Origin of the sequence: Nitrosomonas oligotropha (assembly GCF_900106555.1) — a bacterium.
GTDB lineage: Bacteria > Pseudomonadota > Gammaproteobacteria > Burkholderiales > Nitrosomonadaceae > Nitrosomonas > Nitrosomonas oligotropha_A.
In genome coordinates this window covers 24190-43937 of sequence record NZ_FNOE01000007.1, presented here as the reverse complement: position 1 = coordinate 43937, position 19748 = coordinate 24190, and the positions used below count along the sequence as shown (strand labels likewise).

Sequence of the window (19748 nt, the reverse complement as noted above, 5' to 3'; positions counted from 1 at the left end):
CCATGAAGATAAACAAACTAAAAAGTCTTGTGGCAGCACTGTCTCTGCCTGCTGGGTCGAATATGGCGTATGCGTTGATGCCATGGAATGACGGTCCGCCTGATATCGTAATCTACACCGGTGGTGCTGCACAGGACAGAGCAATTGATTTGGCGGTCGTAAGCTCCCTGGTTGAGCCGGAAACCGATGACTGGTTTAGTGATAAAACTTCAACCGGTTCTATCGGAAGCCGTTGGCGCGCTTATAAATCAACGTTAGGTGAAGGTCTGGCAGGACGGAAAATTCTGTTTGAGAAACGGTCCTGCGGTGCTGCCGGTTACGGGGTTATCCCTCTGGTGGGCAATGATGGCCGGGGTATTTCTATGGAGCACTTCAATATCCAGGGCTTGCCGCAAACTATCTGGACAGCGGACGGGGCCAAACGTTGGGTTGCTTCCATCACCGGCGCCAATGCCAGCACCTACTTAGCTAAGGTGCTTCCAGATGCTGGTTTTCTTGGCGCCGATCCCGGCATTTTGTTGAAACTGGGTACTGAAAGCTATCAGAACAAGTTAAGGAATTGATTTCCAGCCAGTTTGAGACCGATTGACCGACCAATATTGATCGTTTCCCGATACCTTATGCAGCATAAATCGGGTAACTATCAGACCTGGTGTGAACTACTACAGGTTATTGCAGTAATCCAGAATTTGTGCCGGATGTTTCTCCTGCTCTGCCGGGTTTTCCGGTTCAACGGAAATCTTTATCGCCGCTCATCAGCCACCAGCGATCTTTCAGTGTCTCCGAGGATGGGCCATCGCTCCAGGTGTTTGCAGGTATATGGATGTTCACGGACTGTTGAGTACCGCCTGTAACGGCAAAGTGGCGGGCGAAATTCTCGGTAATCCGGCAAAACACTCTTGCGGCGCCCTGCAGGCCAGCCAGTCTTCTGGCATGAGTGATCAATAACGGAATTTCAGCTAAGGGCGCAATCAAATCAAGGATTTCGCAACCTTCAGGATCGAAGCGCAGTACCAAGATGCCGCGCGCGCGCGGGCTGAAACGGCTTTTTACCAATATTACCTGATAGCGTTGCTGTGGATGATTAAGGTAACGGTGCAGCACATATTCCCAATCGCGCACGCCGGCAATCGCGTTCTGCAGATCTTTAGCCATACGTTGCCAGCATTGATTGACCGTGGCTTTTGTGAGGCTAGTCTGATCATGGCTAATCAGGTGCAAACGAGTTCCCCATAATGGAAAACGTGATCGTGTGCTCCAAGAGAATTCAGTCATGCGCCCGACGGTCGCATATAATCCATGCCGCTCCGCAATTTTCATGTGGCGTTCGTTCGGGAAGCCAAAACCTACCAGATAAGGTTTGCCGTAGCCGATGAAACGCTCCAGAAAGGTCGCCGTTGTCAGGAAGAATGGGCCTCTGCGGGTGAGTATGCCGCGTTCACTCGTATCCACCATGACATCGCAGATTTGCACCGCCATTTGCAGCTGGCCGAAGAACAGAATTTTCCGGCCTACACCGCCATAATGAGCGATCAGTTTATCGCCCAGCCACGCGCCCACTTGATGACTTAAATTGGAGCCGTATTTCCACTGCCAGGTAGCCGGTGTCATGTCATGATGAAAGGTATCCTTGAACAATCCGAGCATTGCCGGGATATGGTTTTTGCCCAGAAGTTGCAAGCGCCATTTGGGGAGTGACTTTTTTCTGAAATGCAGCAAAGCGTAGCCATGATGGCCGCTCGCATATTGATTGCGATAGTTCCGGTTTGACTCGTCCAGTTGTTGTAGTTGTTCGGTGTTCAGAGCAAGGTCTTGCAGTAGACTTCTCCGATGGGTTGTGGTCATTCGCAGCAGGTGATCCAATGTGGGGGCGGCCATCGTGGATAGATCCAAGTGTTCAAGCAGCTTGAATCCAAATCGCCCGGCCAGCTCTATGATGTCTTGCAGTAAATGGAGTCTGCTAATTCCAACGCTATCATACTTAAGCGCGAATTCATCGATGATAATTAAATCACCCGATAAGGTGAGCAGATTCATCGCTTTCTCGAAAATCAACAGCGGCTCAATGTATTGCGCCGATTCCTGGAATAATACGGCATCAAAGCTGCCTGGCTCGGCTGTATATGTTTCCAGAGAATGGTGGCTCACGGAAGCTTCCGGCCCCAATGATTTTTGAATATATTTTAATTGCTGTGTATCGGCAGTGATGCCATGCACATCATAGCCGTGCTGGCGAAGTAAAGAAAAGGTGGTGCCAAGACCAACATCGACCTGCAGAATGCGGCAGGGAGGAAGCGGCAGCCGCGCCATCAGCAGATTGGTGGAAAATTGCTGTGCGGTGCTTAAGCTGGTTTTGTCATTCTCAAATAATCCATAATGCAGATCGGTGGCTTTATCTTCTTGCAATGACAGTGCATGGGCATAGACATTCGCCGGGAATGTCAAATCTCTAAAGGGAGAGGGTGGCGTAGACATGCCCGTAGCCGTAAAAGTATCGGTCTGCCGGTAGTGCTGAGTGTCTGGTATCAGATGATGATTGATTGACTTAGTCATTATGGGGAACCGTGTTATTTTCCCATTGATGAGGAATTGAAAAATATCCTTGTAAGCGCCCAGCTTGTCTGACTTGCAAGTTTGCTACAGCTTCGGCTGCATCATAAAGATGCAAACCACGTTCACACAGCAAATATACATTAATCAAATATTCACCTTTAAGCAGCGGCAGCTGATTGAATCCGAGGCAAACTTGGCCCGCGCCGGATGGCGCGCGCTGCAGAGCAAATTGGTCTTCCCATGTTGCCGCACTGGTGATCGTGCGTCCATCCTTTGTTTGTATTGTCATGGCAATCGTGGGGCAGGGCAGTGCAGGATCGGAAGTGAACGCCACTGCTATCATCATGCGTGACTCGCCGCTTGTGACGATGGCCTGTTGAACAAGCATATCGTTGACGTGTAATTTGATTCTTTCCAGACGTGCGCTACCGGATCCGTGTTGTGTATTGGATGCCGGTTCAGTGCGAGCGGTGGCGGGAGTTTCGGGCGTTGCATTCCAAGCGCTTTTGTCCAGAAATGTTTGATAAGCGGATACCACTTGCGCTGATTCACCATCCAATACGATCTCGCCTTTATTGATCCAAATGGCGCGCGCGCATAAGGATTCAACTTGAAAGAGCGAATGTGAACAAAACAATATCGTTTTCCCGGCGTCGCGCATTTGCATGATGCGATCAAATGATTTGCGGGCAAATGCGCCATCACCGACGGATAAGGCTTCATCAATCACCAGAATATCCGGATCGACATTAATCGCAACGGAAAAGGCCAGGCGCACATACATACCGCTGGAATAAGTTTTTACCGGCTGATCAATGAAATCGCGAACACCGGAGAAATCGATAATATGCTCGATGCGGTCAGCGATTTCAGATTGACTTAGTCCCATGATGGCTGCGCTCATGAGAACATTCTCGCGCCCGGTAAATTCAGGATTGAATCCGGCACCAAGTTCCAATAAAGCGGCAATACGCCCATTTACCAGTACTTCACCCTGCGTGGGCGTTAAAGTGCCGCACACCAATTGCAGCAGTGTTGATTTTCCGGAACCGTTCTGGCCCACGATACCAATAACTTCCCCGGGCATTATCATCAAGTTAATATCGTGCAGCGCCCGCAATTCACGGTAGTATTGACGTGAACCCAACCATCGGTGCGGCCATAAGTATTGTTTCAAGCGATCCGCTGGCCGTTGGTAAAGCTGATAGCATTTGGAGAGATTAAGTGCTTTGATGGCCGGTTCAGGGTTTTTAGCACTAAAGAACATCAGCAAATCCTTTACGTGTTTTTTTAAACCACATCAAGCCAATCCAGGCAACGAAAAAGGCAAATAGGTAGTATAGAATCAAGCTGCCCCAATCCGGCATCCGGCCATAGAGAATAATTGCGCGTGCTTGTTCGATGACTAGAGTCAAGGGATTAAGGAACAGATAATCACGAACAGATTCAGGCAATGCGGAAGCAGGGTAGAAAATGGGGCTAAGAAATAGCAGCATGGTTAAGATCAGACCAATAAATTGGCCGATATCGCGAACAAAAACGCCGATAGAAGCCAGTATCCAGGACAATCCCATAGTAAGCAAAATGAGCGGCAACAGGATAACGGGCAAAAAAATGACAGTCCATTCAACCGGATGGTTAATAATCAACATGAAAGAAAATAATACCAAAAAACTAATTCCGGCATGAAACAGTGCGGAGCCTAAAGAAACTAAAGGTAATATTTCCAGGGGAAAAATAACTTTCTTGACATAATTGACATTGCTAAGTATCAGTCCGGGCGCGCGGGATAGGCATTCGGAAAACAAATTAAACAGAATCAACCCAATAAACAACAGCAGGGCAAAGGCAAATTTATCATCATGATCCCCGTTTTGCGGATCTAGCCGCACTTTAAACACCACGCTAAAAACAAATGTATAGATAGACAACATTAGGATGGGATTGATAAATGTCCATAGCAATCCCAAAAATGAGCCTCGATACCGGCTAATTACTTCCCGCTTGGTCATTTGCAAAATCAGCGGATAGTGCTGCCACAAGCTGAGAAAAGTATTGAGAAAGGTAAGATTGAAGGAATGCAAGAAATTGGTTATTCAACAGTAATAATTGACTAGCGCATTATCGCAGAAATATTGACAAAAAAATAAATGAGAGAGGGAGCTGGTGATTCTTAATAAAATATTCCTAGGGAGTTAAATCCATAAAATGCTGATTTTTTGAATTCAATCTCTTCCAGATTTAATTTCTCGTCCCTCTGGGTGTGAGCTGGTTGAAAACCAGCAGCTTGAAGAGGGTACTTAATACCTCGTCGCTTACGGCGGGTACTTTATTTTTAAAGTGTGGTTTTCCATTCATTAGTGAACGGCTTTGGTATTTGCTTGCAATGAAACGCATCATTTGTAAGCTGCTTTTACAAGTAAAATGTTAATTCGTGTGAGAAAAGACACATTTTTATCGCTTATTTTAGATTTAAACTATGAAAGTATTCTGTTAAGGTATTAAATACTTTATATTGTTGCAAATAAGCAACATGGTAAATGGAAACTTCGGTCGCATACTTGCAAAGCGGGTTTGTTTTGGGCAGAATGCGCTTTAACTTGGCTTTTGTGGTATCTTCTGGCAGATAATTTATTGGATGCGCAGGAGTTACATAGAGACAAAGTGAAAAGTGAAAAACTTGCAAGTAATTTACTTTCGTAATTATTTTTAATTTTTTATCAAGGGAGCTCCCATGGCTATAACGAGTACACAGCAAACTGACATTTTGAAGGTTGTTGCAGGTTTGTTTAATGCGGCACCAGGTGGTAGCAATCTATCTGAGTTGGCAAATTTAGTTGCAGGTGGAACATCTATCAGACAATTGGCCGATGATTTGGCGGCCAATACATTATTCACAAATGGTATTTTGGCTGGTAAAGTAACAGTAGAAGATCAAGTTGCTGTTCTGATGAAAAACTTTGGTGTGACTGCTGATAGCGATTCAGCAAGCGCGGGCTCTCAAGCTGAAGCATATTTTACGCAACAAATTGAAAATAACGTTGGATTTGGCGAAATTGTCTATAACGCTGTAACTTTTTTGTCAACCACGACTGATGCAGCATTTGTAACGGCTAAAACACTGCTGGACAATAAAGTCCTAGTTTCTGCAGCTTATTCTAAAACGAGTTCTTCCAGTGATTTGGATACTTTGCAAAAAGTTTTAAGTAATGTAACTGGAACGGCGCCTTATACAGATGACGATGTTGCTGCTATTTTGTCGGATAGTGGTTCAACGGTTGGCAAAACATTTACACTTACTAATACTACTGATTCATTAACAGGTTCGTCGGGTGCTGATGTCTTTATCGGTGATAATGTCTCTGCGTCAGCAGGTGATACATTGGTTGGTGGAACCGGAACTGATACGCTAAAAATATTTGGAACAAATACCGTTCCAAATATCTCCGGTATTGAGCAGGTTTACTATAATGCTCCAGCTGGCGCCCTAGACTTTTCGGCTAAATCCGATGTTAAATCAGTTGAGTTAGATGGATTTGGCACCAATACAGTAACCGTTGGTTCTGATCAGGCAGTTAAGTTGACCAATCAAGCAGCTGGTTCGACCGCTACTGTTGCCGGTAACACTCCAACAAGCTTAGGATTGACGCTAGATAAAGCAGGTAGCAAAACAGGCGGTAATGCTACGGTTGCACTGACTGGAACGGCATTGACCACATTGAATGCAACCGCTTCAGGAAATGATAGCTACGCTACCTTGACCAATGCGGGTGGTAAGCTTGCTACGGTCAATATAGCCGGTGATAAGAATTTGAGCCTGGATACATCGGCCATAGGAACAGTCCCAAGATTGATGCGAGCACAGCAACCGGTAATGTAACAGTAGGTCCTACCGCAGTAGCTGCTTCAGATCTGACATTTACCGGCGGTAAAGGTAATGACAAGATTGTAATGGGTGCAACAATCGATGCTAAAGATGTTTTGACCGGCGGCGACGGTACTGACACCTTGAGTGTTTCCGATGCAGATACAGTTGATACGGCAGCGGAAGTAGTTGGTATCACTGGATTTGAAGTTTTTGAAGCTGCTGGTGCTGATGCAACGACTTATAATCTAGCTATTATCGGTGCTAAAAATACCATTTCCGGTTTGGTTATTAGCGAAACCGGTGGTGCTGCAACTGTTTCAAATATTAATGCAGCAACGACGGGTAATATCACGATCAATGGTGCTGCACCAACCACCATCACATTAACCGCTAGTGATTTCGTATCAGGTGGTACCAGCGATACAACAACCATAGCGTTGGATAACAGTGTAACGAAGAGCGGTACGGGTATTGATGTGACCTCGTTAGTGTTTGCGAATGCTGACGTTATCAACTTAAAATCCATTGGTGACGGTTCTTCAACCAAAACAGTGGGTGGTGCCGAAGAGAACTCAGTTATTCTGACAGCAACGGATAATGAGAAAGTAGTTATTACCGGTGATGAAGCATTGAAGTTCGAAACAGCCGCAGGCACCAATCCAACAGAAGTGGATGCCTCTGGATTGACCAACGACGCAGCAGTTACAATTGATACCGATGCATCGGCTATCACATCCTTGCTGGCTAAAGGTACTGGCAAAAACGATACCATCGATATTGATAACGCTGCAACTGTAACTTCAACCTTATACTTGGGTGGTGGTTCTGATACCGTGACAGTCGCTGGTGGTGGTACTTCTGCGCATACCCTGATTTACGGTGCAACCGCGCTGAATGCTGGTGATATTAAAGCAGGGGATTCTTCAACGCTGGCTTTAACTGGTGTTGCGGCAGGCGATACCGTGACCATCAACTTCTCATCTGCTTTGGAAGCGCTGTTGAAGAGCGGTAGTACGCTGTTGTCGGCAACGGGTGCCAACATCAATGTTCACGGTACAACGATTAGTGCTACTACGAATATTGCTGCAGCAGAAGTTGGTGGTACCATGACTCTGCAAATTGATATTAATGGTGACGGAGCTTACACTGCCGCTGATGATTATCAGTTGACGATTACCGGTACAGGTACCGATGATACGTTGATTTATAACGCTGCTGCCGATACGCTGATCTTCACAGTGGTATAAGGAAGTAAATTGTAAACAGTTCGTTAGTAAAAAAACTGTTTCCAGTAAAGAAGGGCCAAATCTTATTGATTTGGCCCTTTTTCATTGGAGAATGTAGGGGTTGCGCACAATAAGTTTCATATGCGTTGGATTGAAAAAATCTGCAAGTCTGACTCAATCAAGAATCACTTCATAAATGACCTCTCCAGTCTTCTAAAAGGTCAATTCATTTCTGGGAAAATATTTTAATTACTCGTGCAGTATAAAAAAATAAGGCTAATTTATTTGTATCAAATTCAGCATTTATAATTCAATGCTGTCATTAATAAGAATGACGGCACAATCTATTTCGAGGGTTTATGAACGACTGGACTGATGGTTATGTGGCTGATATTGGTTATACCCATGGTTACTATTCTGAGCTTAATCCATTAAGAATTAGGCAGATCTTTTTATATGCGGGTTTGAAATTTCCAGAGGTAGGGACTGCGTGTGAGTTGGGTTTTGGTCAAGGTGTTAGTATCAATGTGCATGCGGCAGCATCCGCAATTGAGTGGCATGGCACCGATTTTAATCCGTCGCAAACGGTCTTTGCTCGGGAAATGGCTATTGCTTCAGGATCGGGTGCACAATTGTTTGATGATAGTTTTGAGAGTTTCGCTAGCCGCACAGATTTGCCCGATTTTGACTTTATCGGCGTGCATGGCATCTGGAGTTGGATCAATGATGAAAACCGCGCGGTTATCGTAGACTTTGTTCGCCGCAAATTGAAGGTTGGCGGGGTTCTGTATATCAGTTATAACACGTTGCCTGGATGGTCATCGTTTGCACCGATGCGGCATTTAATGACTGAGCATGCAAAAATTCTTGGTTCAGAGGGACATGGCATTATCAATCGCATTAATGGCGCCATGCAATTTTCAGAAAAACTGCTAACAATGAATCCAGCCTTTCTGCGAGCAATTCCGCTTATTTCGGAACGATTTAACAAGCTGAAAGAGCAGAACCGGCATTATTTAGCGCACGAATATTTTAATCGTGACTGGCATCCTCTATATTTCTCAGCCATGCAAGACTGGTTGACGCCAGCTAAGCTCAATTATGCTTGCTCAGCGCATCATCTTGATCACCTAGATCTCGTCAATCTATCAAATGAGCAGCAAGCATTGCTTAACGAGATTCCCGATCAGATGTTTCGCGAGAGTGTGCGTGATTTTATCGTCAATCAGCAATTTCGCCGTGATTATTGGGTTAAAGGAACTTGCAGACTGTCCGCGTTAGAACAAATGGATCAGTCACGCGCGATACGCGTAATCTTAACAGTACGTCGCACCGAAGTTGAACTCAAAGTTACCGGGGTACTGGGTATGGCGACATTAAGCGAGCCGGTTTATGCTCCGATCCTGGATTATTTGGCGGATCATAAGATTAAGTCGCTGGGTCAAATTGAACTGGCAATGAAAGAGAAAGGGATACCACTATCGCAGATTACCCAAGCAGCATTGCTGCTCACTGGATCCGGCCAAATGTCTTTGGCCCAAGAAGAAAGTACGATTGCCAAGGCAAAGAAACATACTGATAAATTAAACAGTCATATTTTGCGCAAGGCTAGCAGCAGCGGGGATATCACATATCTGGCCAGTCCTGTAACCGGAGGTGGAATAATTGTCGGGCGTATTCAGCAATTATTTTTATTGGGATTAAGCAAAGGATTAAAGCAATCTAATGATTTGGCACAGTTTGCTTGGCAGGTATTGTCTGTGCAAGGACAAAAGATTATTAAAGAAGGTAAAAGACTGGAGACTGGAGAAGAAAATATCCAAGAGTTAACAGAGCTAACAAAAACATTCATCGAAAAACAGCTGCCGATTCTCAAAGCCCTGCTAGTTGTTTAAAGTCGCATGCTATTGGCAAAAGATTAACGGTGTTGCGAGAGAGAAAGACAGTAACTAAAGAAAATTGGCCGTTACAGTTTTTCAGAAACAAACGCTACATCAAATTAGCAATTTCCGAATTGAGTTGCTGGCACATTAAAAGCGGGTCACTTGCTTGCGTTATGGGTCTGCCGATTACCAGATAACTGGCGCCATTCTCGATAGCCTGTTGTGGCGTCGTAATTCTTTTCTGGTCATTCACTTGGCTATCGGCTGGACGAATGCCGGGTGTAACCAGACAGAAATCAGCGCCGAATTGTTGCCGCAGATTGGTTGCTTCCAGCGCAGAGCAGACCACACCGTCCAATCCGCAATCCTTTGCCAGCTGAGCGAGGCGCATCACAATTTGCTCCGGCTTTCCCTGTAATCCGATGTCTGCGATGTCACTCTGATCCATGCTGGTAAGCAAAGTGACCGCGATAAGTTTTGTGTTGGAGCTTTGCGGAATAGCTTCTCGTGCAGCGGTTAACATTTTTCGCCCGCCCAGTGCATGAATATTCATCATCCATACACCGAGATGAGCGGCTGCCTTGCAAGCGCTGGCAACCGTGTTGGGGATATCGTGAAATTTAAGATCAAGGAATACATCAAATTCCATGTGCATCAGCTTTTCGACCAGTTGGGGCCCAGTTGCCGTAAAAAGCTCTTTGCCCACCTTTAAGCGGCATAGGTGAGGTTTCAGTTTCCTGGCGAGTTTGAGTGCATCTTCAGCGCTGGAGAAATCCAGTGCCACAATAATGCGAGGATCATGCATAGGGATTATTAGTTATGGCAGCGGCATCGAACAAATAAAGCAGTGATGAGCACACCCAGCGCAAAGAAAATCAATAGTGCAACGCTCAAGGGAAGCTCAAGGGATTGAGATTGATCCAGATAATATTGAAGCACGACGGGCTGTGAGTTTTTTGAAGCAAATACGGCGAGAATAACAAAGACTGCAATACGCAAAAGCCAGGTAATTAGATTGATCATGATGAGTTTGCCTACGAGTTGATAGATGTCTTAATTATTAAACTGACAAACAAGCTGATTTACAACTTGCCAGAAGAAATTCTAGCGCTTTTTTCTTGGAGAGCGCTTAAAAAATTCAGCAGCGCTCTCCATGCTATCTTTTATTTCCTTTCTTTGTAATCAACACGCTCGCGCATCTCTTTTCCTGCTTTGAAATGCGGAACATATTTTTCCGGTACTTTAACTTTCTCACCCGATTTTGGATTCCGCCCAATCCGCGGCGGCCTGTAATTCAGGTCAAAGCTGCCAAAGCCGCGAATCTCAATGCGCTGACCTTTTGCCAGGCTTTTTGCCATGGCATCAATAATCATTTTGACTGAGAGTTCGGCATCCTTGGTAACCAGTTGCGGAAATCGTGCCGCAAGTCGAGTAATTAATTCAGATTTTGTCATGAATTTTCCTTATTGCTCTGTATTCTTGCTATCCATTTTAGCTTTCAGCAAAGCACCCAGGCTGGTAGTTCCAGCGTTAGCCGGTGTTTTGATTTTTTGCATAGCAGTGGATTCATCCGATTTATCTTTCGCTTTGATTGAAAGATTGATAGTGCGATTTTTACGGTCGACATTGATAATCATAGTCTCGACCTTATCGCCTTCTTTCAAGTGTGTGCGAATGTCTTCAACGCGGTCACGCGACACCTCGGAAGCGCGTAAATAACCTTCCACATCGTTGGTCAGGGCGATGACAGCACCTTTCGCATCAATGGATTTTACAGTGCCTTCAATGATGCTGTTTTTATCATGTTCAGCGACAAAACTGGTGAAAGGATCGCCTTCCATCTGTTTGATGCCGAGCGAAATACGTTCGCGTTCGACATCGATAGAAAGAATCATGGCTTCAACCTCATCACCCTTCTTGTAATTGAGCACAGCTTCTTCACCGGGTTGGTTCCAAGACAGATCAGATAAATGCACAAGTCCGTCAATATTGCCTGGCAAACCGATAAATACGCCAAAGTCGGTGATGGATTTGATTTGACCGTTAACTTTATCGCCTTTTTCATGGGTCGCGGCGAATTCTTCCCATGGATTGGTTTGGCATTGCTTCATACCGAGTGATATGCGGCGGCGTTCTTCATCGATCTCAAGAATCATGACTTCAACTTCATCGCCTAACTGCACAATCTTGGAAGGATAAACATTTTTGTTGGTCCAATCCATTTCCGAGACATGCACCAATCCTTCAATGCCTTGTTCGATTTCAATGAATGCACCGTAATCGGTTAAGTTGGTGACTTTGCCGAACAGACGGGTACGTGCTGGATAACGTCGTGACAAACCAACCCACGGATCTTCGCTCAGTTGTTTCATACCCAGTGAAACACGATTTTTTTCCTGATCGAATTTGAGAACCTTGGCAGTAACTTCATCACCGATATTGACGACTTCGGAAGGATGTTTGACGCGGCGCCATGCCAGATCGGTAATATGCAGCAGACCGTCTATGCCGCCCAGATCGACGAATGCGCCGTAGTCGGTAATATTTTTAACGATACCATGAACAACCGAACCTTCCTGCAGATTGGATAACAAGGTTTCGCGATCGGCGCCTTGTGTCGCTTCCAATACCGCGCGGCGTGATACGACCACGTTGTTGCGTTTACGGTCCAGTTTGATGACCTTGAATTCCATTTCCTTATTTTCATAAGGCGTAGTGTCTTTGACGGGACGGATATCCACCAGAGAGCCGGGCAAAAAGGCACGGATACCGTTGATCATGGCCGTCAGACCACCTTTCACTTTGCCGTTGACCATACCGGTCACTATCTTACCGCTTTCCATGGCTTCTTCCAGATCATGCCAGGCGGTCAGGCGCTTGGCTTTGTCACGGGAAAGCCGTGTTTCTCCATAACCGTCTTCGAGAGATTCGATGGCAACACTGATAAAATCGCCCGGTTTAACTTCGATTTCGCCGCGATCGTTTTTAAATTCTTCGACCGGGATAAAACTTTCGGATTTGAGGCCGGCGTTCACGACAACGATGTTATAGTCAACACGGACTACTTCGGCGGTGATTACTTCGCCGATACGCATTTCCTGGCGTGAGAGGCTTTCTTCAAAAAGTGCGGCGAAACTATCGGGAGAGTGCTGGTTTGCAGTAGAAGCTTTAGTCATTATAAAAATACCTGATTTATCATTCCGGCGGGACGGGTATCCTGCGGATTGGGTTGGTTAATAAAAATGTTTGAAACAATCACTCCATTTCTTTTCTGCACGGGAATGTTAAGAAAAGCGGCTTTATTTCGTGTTCAAACGCGGGTTCTTGCAAGCATGTCATTATACCAGGAGAGAACTGCATCTTGCGCCTGGGATATGGTCAATGAAGTCGTATCCAGCAATTTGGCATCAACCCCTTGTTGTAAAGGCGCGATACTGCGACTGCTATCGCGTTCATCCCGTTTCTGGATATCCTGCAATAAGTCGGCGATATTAGCATTCATTCCTTTCTCTATCAACTGCTTATACCGTCTTTGCGCACGTACTTCCGCACTGGCGGTTAAATAAATTTTGAGAACGGCATCGGGAAAGATAACAGAACCCATGTCACGTCCATCCGTCACTAACCCGGGCAGTTGACGAAATGCACGTTGACGCTCGGTAAGCGCGGCGCGAACCTGCGGATAAGCAGCCAGCTGGGAAGCCACAATACCGCATTGCTCGGTACGAATAGCATTCGTGACAATGGTATCGTCCAAGTAAATGTGCTCATCCTTAAAAAAGACATTCAGATGGATGGCAATTTCCGCGACTGCGATGGGATTCTGAGTATCCGTATTCAACTGCATCGTTTTCAATGCGACCAGACGGTAAAGTGCGCCGCTATCGAGGTAATGAAAACCAAGCTTGCGCGCAACCAGTTGAGCGACAGTGCCTTTACCGGATGCGGATGGACCATCGATAGCGATGACGGGAATCTTATTCGTATTCATGCAGCAGTTTTGTTATGAATTAAATGGGCGGGGTGCAGATTATTTCATTTCAGAGTGAATTATTTGTGAAAATTTCTCAAAATAATCAGGAAATGTTTTGGCGACGCAATCGGGATCGTTAATCCGCACCGGCGCTCCCAAGGATGCCAAAGCAAAGCACATGGCCATGCGGTGATCGTCATAGGTATCGATTGCAGCATAGGGAGTTAAGCCATGCACGGGCGGTGTGATGCGCAGATAATCCGCGCCTTCCTCCACAATCGCGCCTAGTTTGCGCAATTCTGTTGACATGGCGGCGAGACGATCCGTTTCTTTCAAGCGCCAGCTGGCAATATTGCGTAACGTGCTGGTACCTTCAGCGAATAACGCTGTGACGGCCAGTGTCATGGCTGCATCGGGAATATGGTTGCAATCCAGATCGATAGCGCGGAGAGATTTTTCCTTGTTGCTGGCTTCAAGCCAATTTTCCCCCATCGCTATGTCTGCACCCATCAGTTCAAGTGCTGCTGCAAACCGGATATCGCCTTGCGTACTGTCGCGGCCCACGCCTTGGACGCGAACCGGACCATGTCCGATCGCACCGGCTGCCAAGAAATACGAAGCGGACGATGCGTCACCTTCGACAAAAATGTGGCCAGGGCTACGGTATTTTTGTTGCACCGGTATGATGAATTGCTGCCAGCCGGAATGCTCAACCTGCACGCCGAAATGCTGCATTTGCGCCAGTGTTAATTCAATATAGGGCTGAGAAATGAGCGTGCCGGATACATTGATGATGGATTTTTTTTCGCTTAATGGCAGTGCCATGAGCAATCCGGTAAGAAACTGACTGGAGACATCGCCTTTGACTGTCACGGTTTGAGTGTCAGTCTGGTCACGCAGTGCAGCCGGTTTGATCTCTACGGGAGGAAAGCCTGGGTTGCTCAGGTATTTTATGTCTGCGCCCAATTGCCGCAATGCATCGACCAAGTCCGCAATCGGCCGTTCATGCATGCGCGGTACGCCGGATAAGCGATAATGCCCATGCATCAAAGATAATACCGCCACCAAAGGGCGGAAAGCAGTGCCTGCATTGCCGAGAAATAGGTCGGCATCTTTGACCGGAAATACGCCTTCCCCACCGGTGATCGTGTAATCATTATTACCTGTGTGCGTGATGGGTACACCCAAACGGGTAAGTGCGTCCAGCATGCGGGCGGTGTCGTCGGAAGCCAATAAATCATGAATTTCCGTGGCGCCTTCCGCTAATGCCGCAAGCAGAAGAATGCGATTCGAGATACTCTTTGATCCGGGTAATTGCACAGTGCCCTGAGCATTCTTGGCAAATGGGAGGTCAAGCCATTTCATGGTGTATGCAGGTGAAAATTGTAAGATGATATCCCATAAAGATATTGAAAGCGTAATTTTATTGATTCTCGGGGAGTGCCAGTGCTATGGAAATTGTTTGGATAGATTTATTGCATTTGGAAAAATCTTTATTAAACTATCGCGTTTGAGGTAATCTATCTTTTGTACGAAAAAGACACTTTATATAAAAGAGGTTGATGAATGGAAGATGCAGAAATTGTTTTAATGTTTTCTTTGCTAATGATCCCAGCGGCTATCTGGTTGCAGTTGTGGGTAAAGAATCGTAGAGAGAGACGCAGAAATGAAATGGGCGAGGAAGAGTTCGAAAATACGGCCCGAGCATTCGGATCGATTATTCTTGAGGGTACGGCGATCGTAGGCGGACTCATCATGATTATCATGGGTTCCAGCGGTGTGCTCAAATACGTTCTTAACTTTTATGGCACATAAAAAACCGTATTAGAAGTATTAATTGCCCGGGCCATTAGCGCAGGCTGATGCCCGGAAATTTTTTGTCACTTGCTTTCCGATGTGCTGGTGGGTTGACATGAAACCAGCGCTGCGCAACATATACATCATGAGGTTGTACTGTCGGCCGCAGGAGTTTCCGCTTGCTTCGTTTTAGATTTTGTTCCGGCTGCTTTCTTGGGCGCTTTCTGCTCAAACTCGAAACCTATTTTTCCATCCGTATTTCTGACCAAGTAGGCTGAGAAAGGCTTGCCTTTCTTGGAAATGAATTTGGTCAGCAGATCAGTTCTTCCGGTTTCCAGCAGTTTGGTGATTTGTTCCTGTTCTATCGGGCGCTTAAGGATGATTTTACCGGTTTTAAAGTCGCAAGTACGATTAGCGCCGGTAGATTTCTCGCAAACATACTGTAAGCCGTGTTCATACACCGCATGACCGCATTTTGGACATTTGCCTAAGGATGTTTGGCCGCTGAAATCGACTTCTTCATGATTGTCATTATTGTTGCCAAAATCAAATTTCATCTCAAATGTGTCGGTGAGTTTGATCATGGCATTGAACAGCTGTCCCATTTTGCTCCGGAAGCCTTGTAGTGGACCGACTTCTCGCTGGGTAATGAGCGTTTCCATCTCTTCCACTTCAAACTGACGGCCCGCCAGAATTTTCCATAGCGCGAAATCGCATTTCTGGCATTGAAACTTTTTATAGGTTTCATGCACGGTTCCGCCACATTTAGGGCATGGGGACTGGAGTGTTGCAAAGTCCCCCGCAATGGTTTCGCCGCGATGCGTTTTGGCTTGTTCCACGATATGCCGCGTCATTTCGGCAATTTTTTCCATGAATGCGGCGCGTTTAAGATTGCCCTGCTCAATTTGGCGCAGCTGGGATTCCCAGTTGCCGGTTAACTCAGGTGATATCAATTCAGGGATCTTGAGGCCGCGCAATAGCGTGATCAAGGAAAAAGCTTTGGCTGTCGGATGCAGTTCACGGCCAATGCGCTGGATATAGTTTTCAAATACCAGTCCTTCAATAATGGCTGCCCGTGTTGCCGGAGTTCCTAAACCTTTGGCGTTCATCGCTGCACGCAATTCTTCATCCTCGACCAGTTTGCCTGCACCTTCCATCGCGGAAAGCAGTGTCGCTTCATTGAATCGTGCCGGCGGGCGGGTTTGGTTGGCAATAATTTCGATCGCTTGAGTGGTAACGGATTCACCGGGCGTAATGGCTACGAGCGTTGTGTCTTCTTCCTGATCATCCGGTTTGACAGACTTGCCGTAAACCGCTTGCCAACCTGGATTGACCATGACTTTCCCTTCCGTTTTGAACGGTTCGTTTTCAACCCGGGTGATGCGGGTAGTGACCAGAAATTCAGCGGCGGGAAAGAAAATGGCCAGGAAACGCTTGGTGACCAAATCGTACAGTTTGGCTTCGATTTCGTTTAATTTGGTCGGACTTAACGAGGTCGGAATGATGGCAAAGTGATCCGAGATCTTGGCGTTGTTGAAAATGCGTTTGTTTGGAACAACCCAGCCGGATGCCAGAACTTGCCGGGCAAATTTGCCATAATCCGTATTTTCGAGACTGAGTAAGGTGTCTTTGACGGTGGCGATATAATCTTCCGGCAGTGCGCGTGAATCCGTACGCGGATAAGTCAGCACCTTGTGTTTCTCATACAAGGCTTGCGCCAGACCCAGCGTTGTTTTGGCGGAAAAACCAAAGCGGCTGTTGGCATCGCGTTGCAAGCTGGTCAAGTCGTAGAGCAACGGACAGATTTCTTTGCTGGGTTTGCTTTCTTCGCTAACGTGCCCCGGTTTTCCCTGGCATTTGTCGTGAATAGCCTCAGCTTGTTTTTGCTCCCATAACCGTTCAGGCTTTGCTTCCTGCGCGGCTTTATCCTTGTTGAATTTGTCATCAAACCATCGGCCGGTGTAAATGCCATTACTGGCTTCAAACGTGCCGTGAATCTCCCAATAATTTTGCGGGCGGAATTTTTTAATTTTTTCTTCGCGTTCTACCAGAATCGCCAATGTGGGTGTTTGTACCCGTCCTACAGTCGTTTTGTGGAACCCGCCTTCCTGCGAGTTAAACGCAGTCATTGCACGTGTGCCGTTAATGCCTACCAGCCAATCCGATTCCGACCGACTCACCGCCGCTTCAGCCAATGATTGCACAGCCGAGTTATCCAGTAACCGGGTGAATCCATCGCGTATGGCATCGGGGGTCATCGATTGCAGCCACAGGCGCTTTACCGGCTTACTTGTGCCAACATGGCGCAGAATATAGTAAAAGATCAATTCACCTTCGCGTCCCGCGTCACAGGCATTGATGAGCGTTTCGATATCTTTGCGTTTGATGAGCTTGCTGAGAAGTTTCAGCCGCGCGGAAGTTTTCTCAATCGGATTCAAATCAAAATGTGGCGGAATAACCGGCAAATTGGCAAAACTCCATTTGCCGCGCTTGACTTCATATTCTTCCGGAATGACAAGCTCAAGCAAATGACCTACCGCGGAAGAGACCACGTATTGGTCGCTCTCGAAGTAATCCGTGTGTTTGGTAAAGCCTCCCAATGCCCGTGCGATATCGGCTGCGACAGAAGGTTTTTCTGCAATAATCAGCGATTTACTCATTAATTCCCCAAAATAAATCATTCGTCGGCACTGTGTTTCCCAGCCTTTGGGTTACTTGATGTATCAGGGTTGCAAACATGGTCAAAATTTAATGAGTGTATTGGAGGTATTCACTCCGGCAGCCATTGAGTCAGATGCGGCTTAATATGAAATGGATTTTTTCTTAGTGCCGGTAATGCGAGTCGCTGACAATCAGCAATTTCTCAAGAACAGCATCATCAGTCAGCTGATTTTGAATCCATAGTTCGGTTAAAACAATCAATTTGATTTTTTCCAAACTGGAGGAATTTTCATCCATGGCCAGTACACGGTCGATTAACAATTCCCGTTGTAGCGGGTTAATGATGCGAGCTTGTTCTAGGAAGAAAATAAAACCCCGCCCTTCGGTGTCGATTCTTTCCATTTCATATTCGGTATAGCAGCGGAAAGAGTCGTTTTCGGCGAAGCTGGCAGGATAACTGCCAATATCATGGCGTTCGAGTTCCGAGAGCCAATTCAGGGTCTCATGGATATCCTCGTCGGCGAATCCGGCCATGGTCAGTTTGCGCGTCAATGTCGCAGAATCCGGATAGCTGCCCGAGTCAAAGAAATTTTCAAATAAATAAACGAGTATATCGAACATAATTGTGTCTAAAAAAGCGAGTATGTTTACAGATCAGTGCTTCCGGTTAATGCCATCACATCGATTGGATCCGCTGGTAACATCCTCCCGGCAAACTGCTGATTTGACCGTCAAGCTCGAGCGTTAATAGCATGGCTGATACTACCTCAGCCGTCAAGCCACTGCGCGAGCAGAGCGTATCAATATCAACGACATCATAACCTAGGTGTTTGAGTAATACCGTGTTTTCGGCTGGCTTTGTGACAGAAAATTCTTTCGCTGCGGCGCTACTCTCATACCGGGTTAAGGGTAAATGATTCAATTCATCCAGAATATCCTGGGTATTTTCAACCAATTTGGCGCCTTGTTTAATCAACGCATGACAGCCTTTTGACAGGGGCGAATGTATCGAACCCGGGATTGCCATGACTTCGCGCCCTTGTTCCAATGCTTGCCGGGCTGTGATCAATGACCCGCTCTGTAATGCCGCTTCCACTACCAGGCAGCCGTGACTCATACCGCTGATGATACGATTTCTGCGCGGAAAATTCCTGCCGATGGCAGGGGTACCCAGCGGAAATTCGGAGATTAATGCGCCTTCTTTTGCCAGCCTGTGCGCAAGCGGGTGATTCTTTGCCGGATAAACGATATCCAAGCCAGTGCCGACAACGGCAATGCTGGAGGCTAAGCCGCGCAAACCGCCCTGGTGTGCGGCGGTATCGATACCCAGCGCCATGCCGCTGATGATGCATAATCCGGCGCTACTGGCGGCTTCTGAAAAGGCTTCCGCGTTGGATAAACCCTGCGGCGTGGCGTTGCGGCTGCCGACCACGGCCAGCGCCGGGCGCTGCAACAGCTCCCGCCGGCCTTTGAAATACAACAGCGGGGGCGGGGCGTCAATATTGAGTAACTGCGCCGGGTAATCGGAATCGGCCAAGGTGATGACCGCATTGACAGGGTCCTCCAGCCAACGGAACACAGCGGCGATTTTATGTTGCTCGGCACCTTGCGAGATGCGCTGCGCGACGGGTTTTTTTACGATGCGCTCCAGTGCTCTCATATGCGCTGACAGGATGGCCGCGGGACTGCCAAAAGCGATCAGAAGTCTGCGGATGGATTCGTCACCCAGACCGTCGATCAGATTAAGACTCAGCCATGCTTCAAGATCCGGTGCATGTTTCATGACG

The 19748-nt window shown here is 46.8% G+C and carries 17 protein-coding genes; 5 read left to right on the top strand and 12 right to left on the bottom strand.

Translation table 11 applies throughout. From position 1 onward, the window contains the following. Window positions 1-2: 2 nt before the first annotated feature. Entirely contained in the window at window positions 3-563 is a 561-nt protein-coding gene (locus tag BLU57_RS05670) for a hypothetical protein (protein WP_143026939.1), read from the top strand. A 166-nt stretch (window positions 564-729) separates the two neighbouring features. Here BLU57_RS05670 and BLU57_RS05665 read toward each other — a convergent pair whose 3' ends face one another. From BLU57_RS05665 to BLU57_RS05655, 3 genes are read right to left on the bottom strand one after another with little or no spacing between them, the layout of a single operon-like run. Beyond that, the gene (locus tag BLU57_RS05665; RefSeq protein ID WP_090317600.1) at window positions 730-2553 is read right to left on the bottom strand and encodes a bifunctional class I SAM-dependent methyltransferase/GNAT family N-acetyltransferase; all 1824 of its coding nucleotides are present in this window, start codon (window positions 2551-2553) and stop codon (window positions 730-732) included. Further along, complete coding sequence (locus BLU57_RS05660) at window positions 2546-3820, bottom strand: ABC transporter ATP-binding protein (protein WP_090317598.1); 1275 nt, start codon at window positions 3818-3820, stop codon at window positions 2546-2548. Before BLU57_RS05660 ends, BLU57_RS05665 begins: the two co-directional genes overlap by 8 nt. Next, window positions 3810-4565: an ABC transporter permease gene (locus BLU57_RS05655; RefSeq protein ID WP_256206167.1), complete on the bottom strand. Its 756-nt coding sequence runs from the start codon at window positions 4563-4565 to the stop codon at window positions 3810-3812. The genes BLU57_RS05660 and BLU57_RS05655 overlap by 11 nt, the downstream gene beginning before the upstream one ends. Before the next feature lie 722 nt (window positions 4566-5287). Between BLU57_RS05655 and BLU57_RS05650 the strand changes: the two genes are divergently transcribed. The 3 genes from BLU57_RS05650 (at window position 5288) to BLU57_RS05640 (ending at window position 9542) form a co-directional block, all read left to right on the top strand. Next, complete coding sequence (locus BLU57_RS05650) at window positions 5288-6433, top strand: hypothetical protein (RefSeq protein ID WP_090317592.1); 1146 nt, start codon at window positions 5288-5290, stop codon at window positions 6431-6433. 71 nt (window positions 6434-6504) lie between these two features. Further along, window positions 6505-7668: a hypothetical protein gene (locus BLU57_RS05645; protein WP_090317590.1), complete on the top strand. Its 1164-nt coding sequence runs from the start codon at window positions 6505-6507 to the stop codon at window positions 7666-7668. Between the two features lie 338 nt (window positions 7669-8006). Further along, the gene (locus BLU57_RS05640; RefSeq protein ID WP_090317587.1) at window positions 8007-9542 is read left to right on the top strand and encodes a methyltransferase regulatory domain-containing protein; all 1536 of its coding nucleotides are present in this window, start codon (window positions 8007-8009) and stop codon (window positions 9540-9542) included. A 94-nt stretch (window positions 9543-9636) separates the two neighbouring features. Here the strand turns inward: BLU57_RS05640 and pyrF are convergent, their stop codons facing one another. The 6 genes from pyrF to aroA all read right to left on the bottom strand — a co-directional run bounded on the left by pyrF (window position 9637) and on the right by aroA (window position 14868). Beyond that, complete coding sequence (gene pyrF / locus BLU57_RS05635) at window positions 9637-10335, bottom strand: orotidine-5'-phosphate decarboxylase (RefSeq protein WP_090317584.1); 699 nt, start codon at window positions 10333-10335, stop codon at window positions 9637-9639. A gap of 8 nt (window positions 10336-10343) precedes the next feature. After that, entirely contained in the window at window positions 10344-10553 is a 210-nt protein-coding gene (locus tag BLU57_RS05630; RefSeq protein ID WP_090317581.1) for a lipopolysaccharide assembly protein LapA domain-containing protein, read from the bottom strand. A 140-nt stretch (window positions 10554-10693) separates the two neighbouring features. Beyond that, window positions 10694-10984 carry an integration host factor subunit beta gene (locus BLU57_RS05625; RefSeq protein WP_090317579.1) on the bottom strand — a complete coding sequence of 97 codons (291 nt, stop codon included), beginning with the start codon at window positions 10982-10984 and terminating at the stop codon, window positions 10694-10696. Window positions 10985-10993: 9 nt separating this feature from the next. After that, window positions 10994-12706 (bottom strand): 30S ribosomal protein S1, encoded by a 1713-nt coding sequence (rpsA, locus tag BLU57_RS05620; protein WP_090317576.1) that lies wholly within the window; start codon window positions 12704-12706, stop codon window positions 10994-10996. 134 nt (window positions 12707-12840) lie between these two features. Then, window positions 12841-13521 carry a (d)CMP kinase gene (gene cmk, locus BLU57_RS05615; RefSeq protein ID WP_090317572.1) on the bottom strand — a complete coding sequence of 227 codons (681 nt, stop codon included), beginning with the start codon at window positions 13519-13521 and terminating at the stop codon, window positions 12841-12843. Between the two features lie 39 nt (window positions 13522-13560). Further along, a complete protein-coding gene (gene aroA / locus BLU57_RS05610) occupies window positions 13561-14868 on the bottom strand; it encodes a 3-phosphoshikimate 1-carboxyvinyltransferase (RefSeq protein WP_090317570.1) in 1308 nt (435 codons plus the stop codon). Window positions 14869-15069: 201 nt separating this feature from the next. On the opposite strand from aroA, the gene BLU57_RS05605 reads away from it, so the two are divergent. Continuing rightward, complete coding sequence (locus BLU57_RS05605) at window positions 15070-15318, top strand: hypothetical protein (protein WP_090317567.1); 249 nt, start codon at window positions 15070-15072, stop codon at window positions 15316-15318. Window positions 15319-15443: 125 nt separating this feature from the next. Here BLU57_RS05605 and BLU57_RS05600 read toward each other — a convergent pair whose 3' ends face one another. The 3 genes from BLU57_RS05600 to dprA form a co-directional block, all read right to left on the bottom strand. After that, window positions 15444-17960: a DNA topoisomerase III gene (locus BLU57_RS05600; protein ID WP_090317877.1), complete on the bottom strand. Its 2517-nt coding sequence runs from the start codon at window positions 17958-17960 to the stop codon at window positions 15444-15446. A gap of 163 nt (window positions 17961-18123) precedes the next feature. Beyond that, the gene (locus BLU57_RS05595) at window positions 18124-18582 is read right to left on the bottom strand and encodes a Smg family protein (protein WP_090317565.1); all 459 of its coding nucleotides are present in this window, start codon (window positions 18580-18582) and stop codon (window positions 18124-18126) included. 55 nt (window positions 18583-18637) lie between these two features. Further along, the gene (gene dprA / locus BLU57_RS05590; RefSeq protein WP_090317562.1) at window positions 18638-19744 is read right to left on the bottom strand and encodes a DNA-processing protein DprA; all 1107 of its coding nucleotides are present in this window, start codon (window positions 19742-19744) and stop codon (window positions 18638-18640) included. Window positions 19745-19748 lie beyond the last annotated feature (4 nt).

Excerpts from the sequence above, each read along its gene's own strand:
- BLU57_RS05670 (WP_143026939.1), top strand. The coding sequence starts at position 3 with ATGAAGATAAACAAACTAAAAAGTCTTGTGGCAGCACTGTCTCTGCCT.
- BLU57_RS05665 (WP_090317600.1), bottom strand. The coding sequence starts at position 2,553 with ATGACTAAGTCAATCAATCATCATCTGATACCAGACACTCAGCACTAC.
- BLU57_RS05660 (WP_090317598.1), bottom strand. The coding sequence starts at position 3,820 with ATGTTCTTTAGTGCTAAAAACCCTGAACCGGCCATCAAAGCACTTAAT.
- BLU57_RS05655 (WP_256206167.1), bottom strand. The coding sequence starts at position 4,565 with ATGACCAAGCGGGAAGTAATTAGCCGGTATCGAGGCTCATTTTTGGGA.
- BLU57_RS05650 (WP_090317592.1), top strand. The coding sequence starts at position 5,288 with ATGGCTATAACGAGTACACAGCAAACTGACATTTTGAAGGTTGTTGCA.
- BLU57_RS05645 (WP_090317590.1), top strand. The coding sequence starts at position 6,505 with ATGGGTGCAACAATCGATGCTAAAGATGTTTTGACCGGCGGCGACGGT.
- BLU57_RS05640 (WP_090317587.1), top strand. The coding sequence starts at position 8,007 with ATGAACGACTGGACTGATGGTTATGTGGCTGATATTGGTTATACCCAT.
- pyrF (WP_090317584.1), bottom strand. The coding sequence starts at position 10,335 with ATGCATGATCCTCGCATTATTGTGGCACTGGATTTCTCCAGCGCTGAA.
- BLU57_RS05630 (WP_090317581.1), bottom strand. The coding sequence starts at position 10,553 with ATGATCAATCTAATTACCTGGCTTTTGCGTATTGCAGTCTTTGTTATT.
- BLU57_RS05625 (WP_090317579.1), bottom strand. The coding sequence starts at position 10,984 with ATGACAAAATCTGAATTAATTACTCGACTTGCGGCACGATTTCCGCAA.
- rpsA (WP_090317576.1), bottom strand. The coding sequence starts at position 12,706 with ATGACTAAAGCTTCTACTGCAAACCAGCACTCTCCCGATAGTTTCGCC.
- cmk (WP_090317572.1), bottom strand. The coding sequence starts at position 13,521 with ATGAATACGAATAAGATTCCCGTCATCGCTATCGATGGTCCATCCGCA.
- aroA (WP_090317570.1), bottom strand. The coding sequence starts at position 14,868 with ATGAAATGGCTTGACCTCCCATTTGCCAAGAATGCTCAGGGCACTGTG.
- BLU57_RS05605 (WP_090317567.1), top strand. The coding sequence starts at position 15,070 with ATGGAAGATGCAGAAATTGTTTTAATGTTTTCTTTGCTAATGATCCCA.
- BLU57_RS05600 (WP_090317877.1), bottom strand. The coding sequence starts at position 17,960 with ATGAGTAAATCGCTGATTATTGCAGAAAAACCTTCTGTCGCAGCCGAT.
- BLU57_RS05595 (WP_090317565.1), bottom strand. The coding sequence starts at position 18,582 with ATGTTCGATATACTCGTTTATTTATTTGAAAATTTCTTTGACTCGGGC.
- dprA (WP_090317562.1), bottom strand. The coding sequence starts at position 19,744 with ATGAAACATGCACCGGATCTTGAAGCATGGCTGAGTCTTAATCTGATC.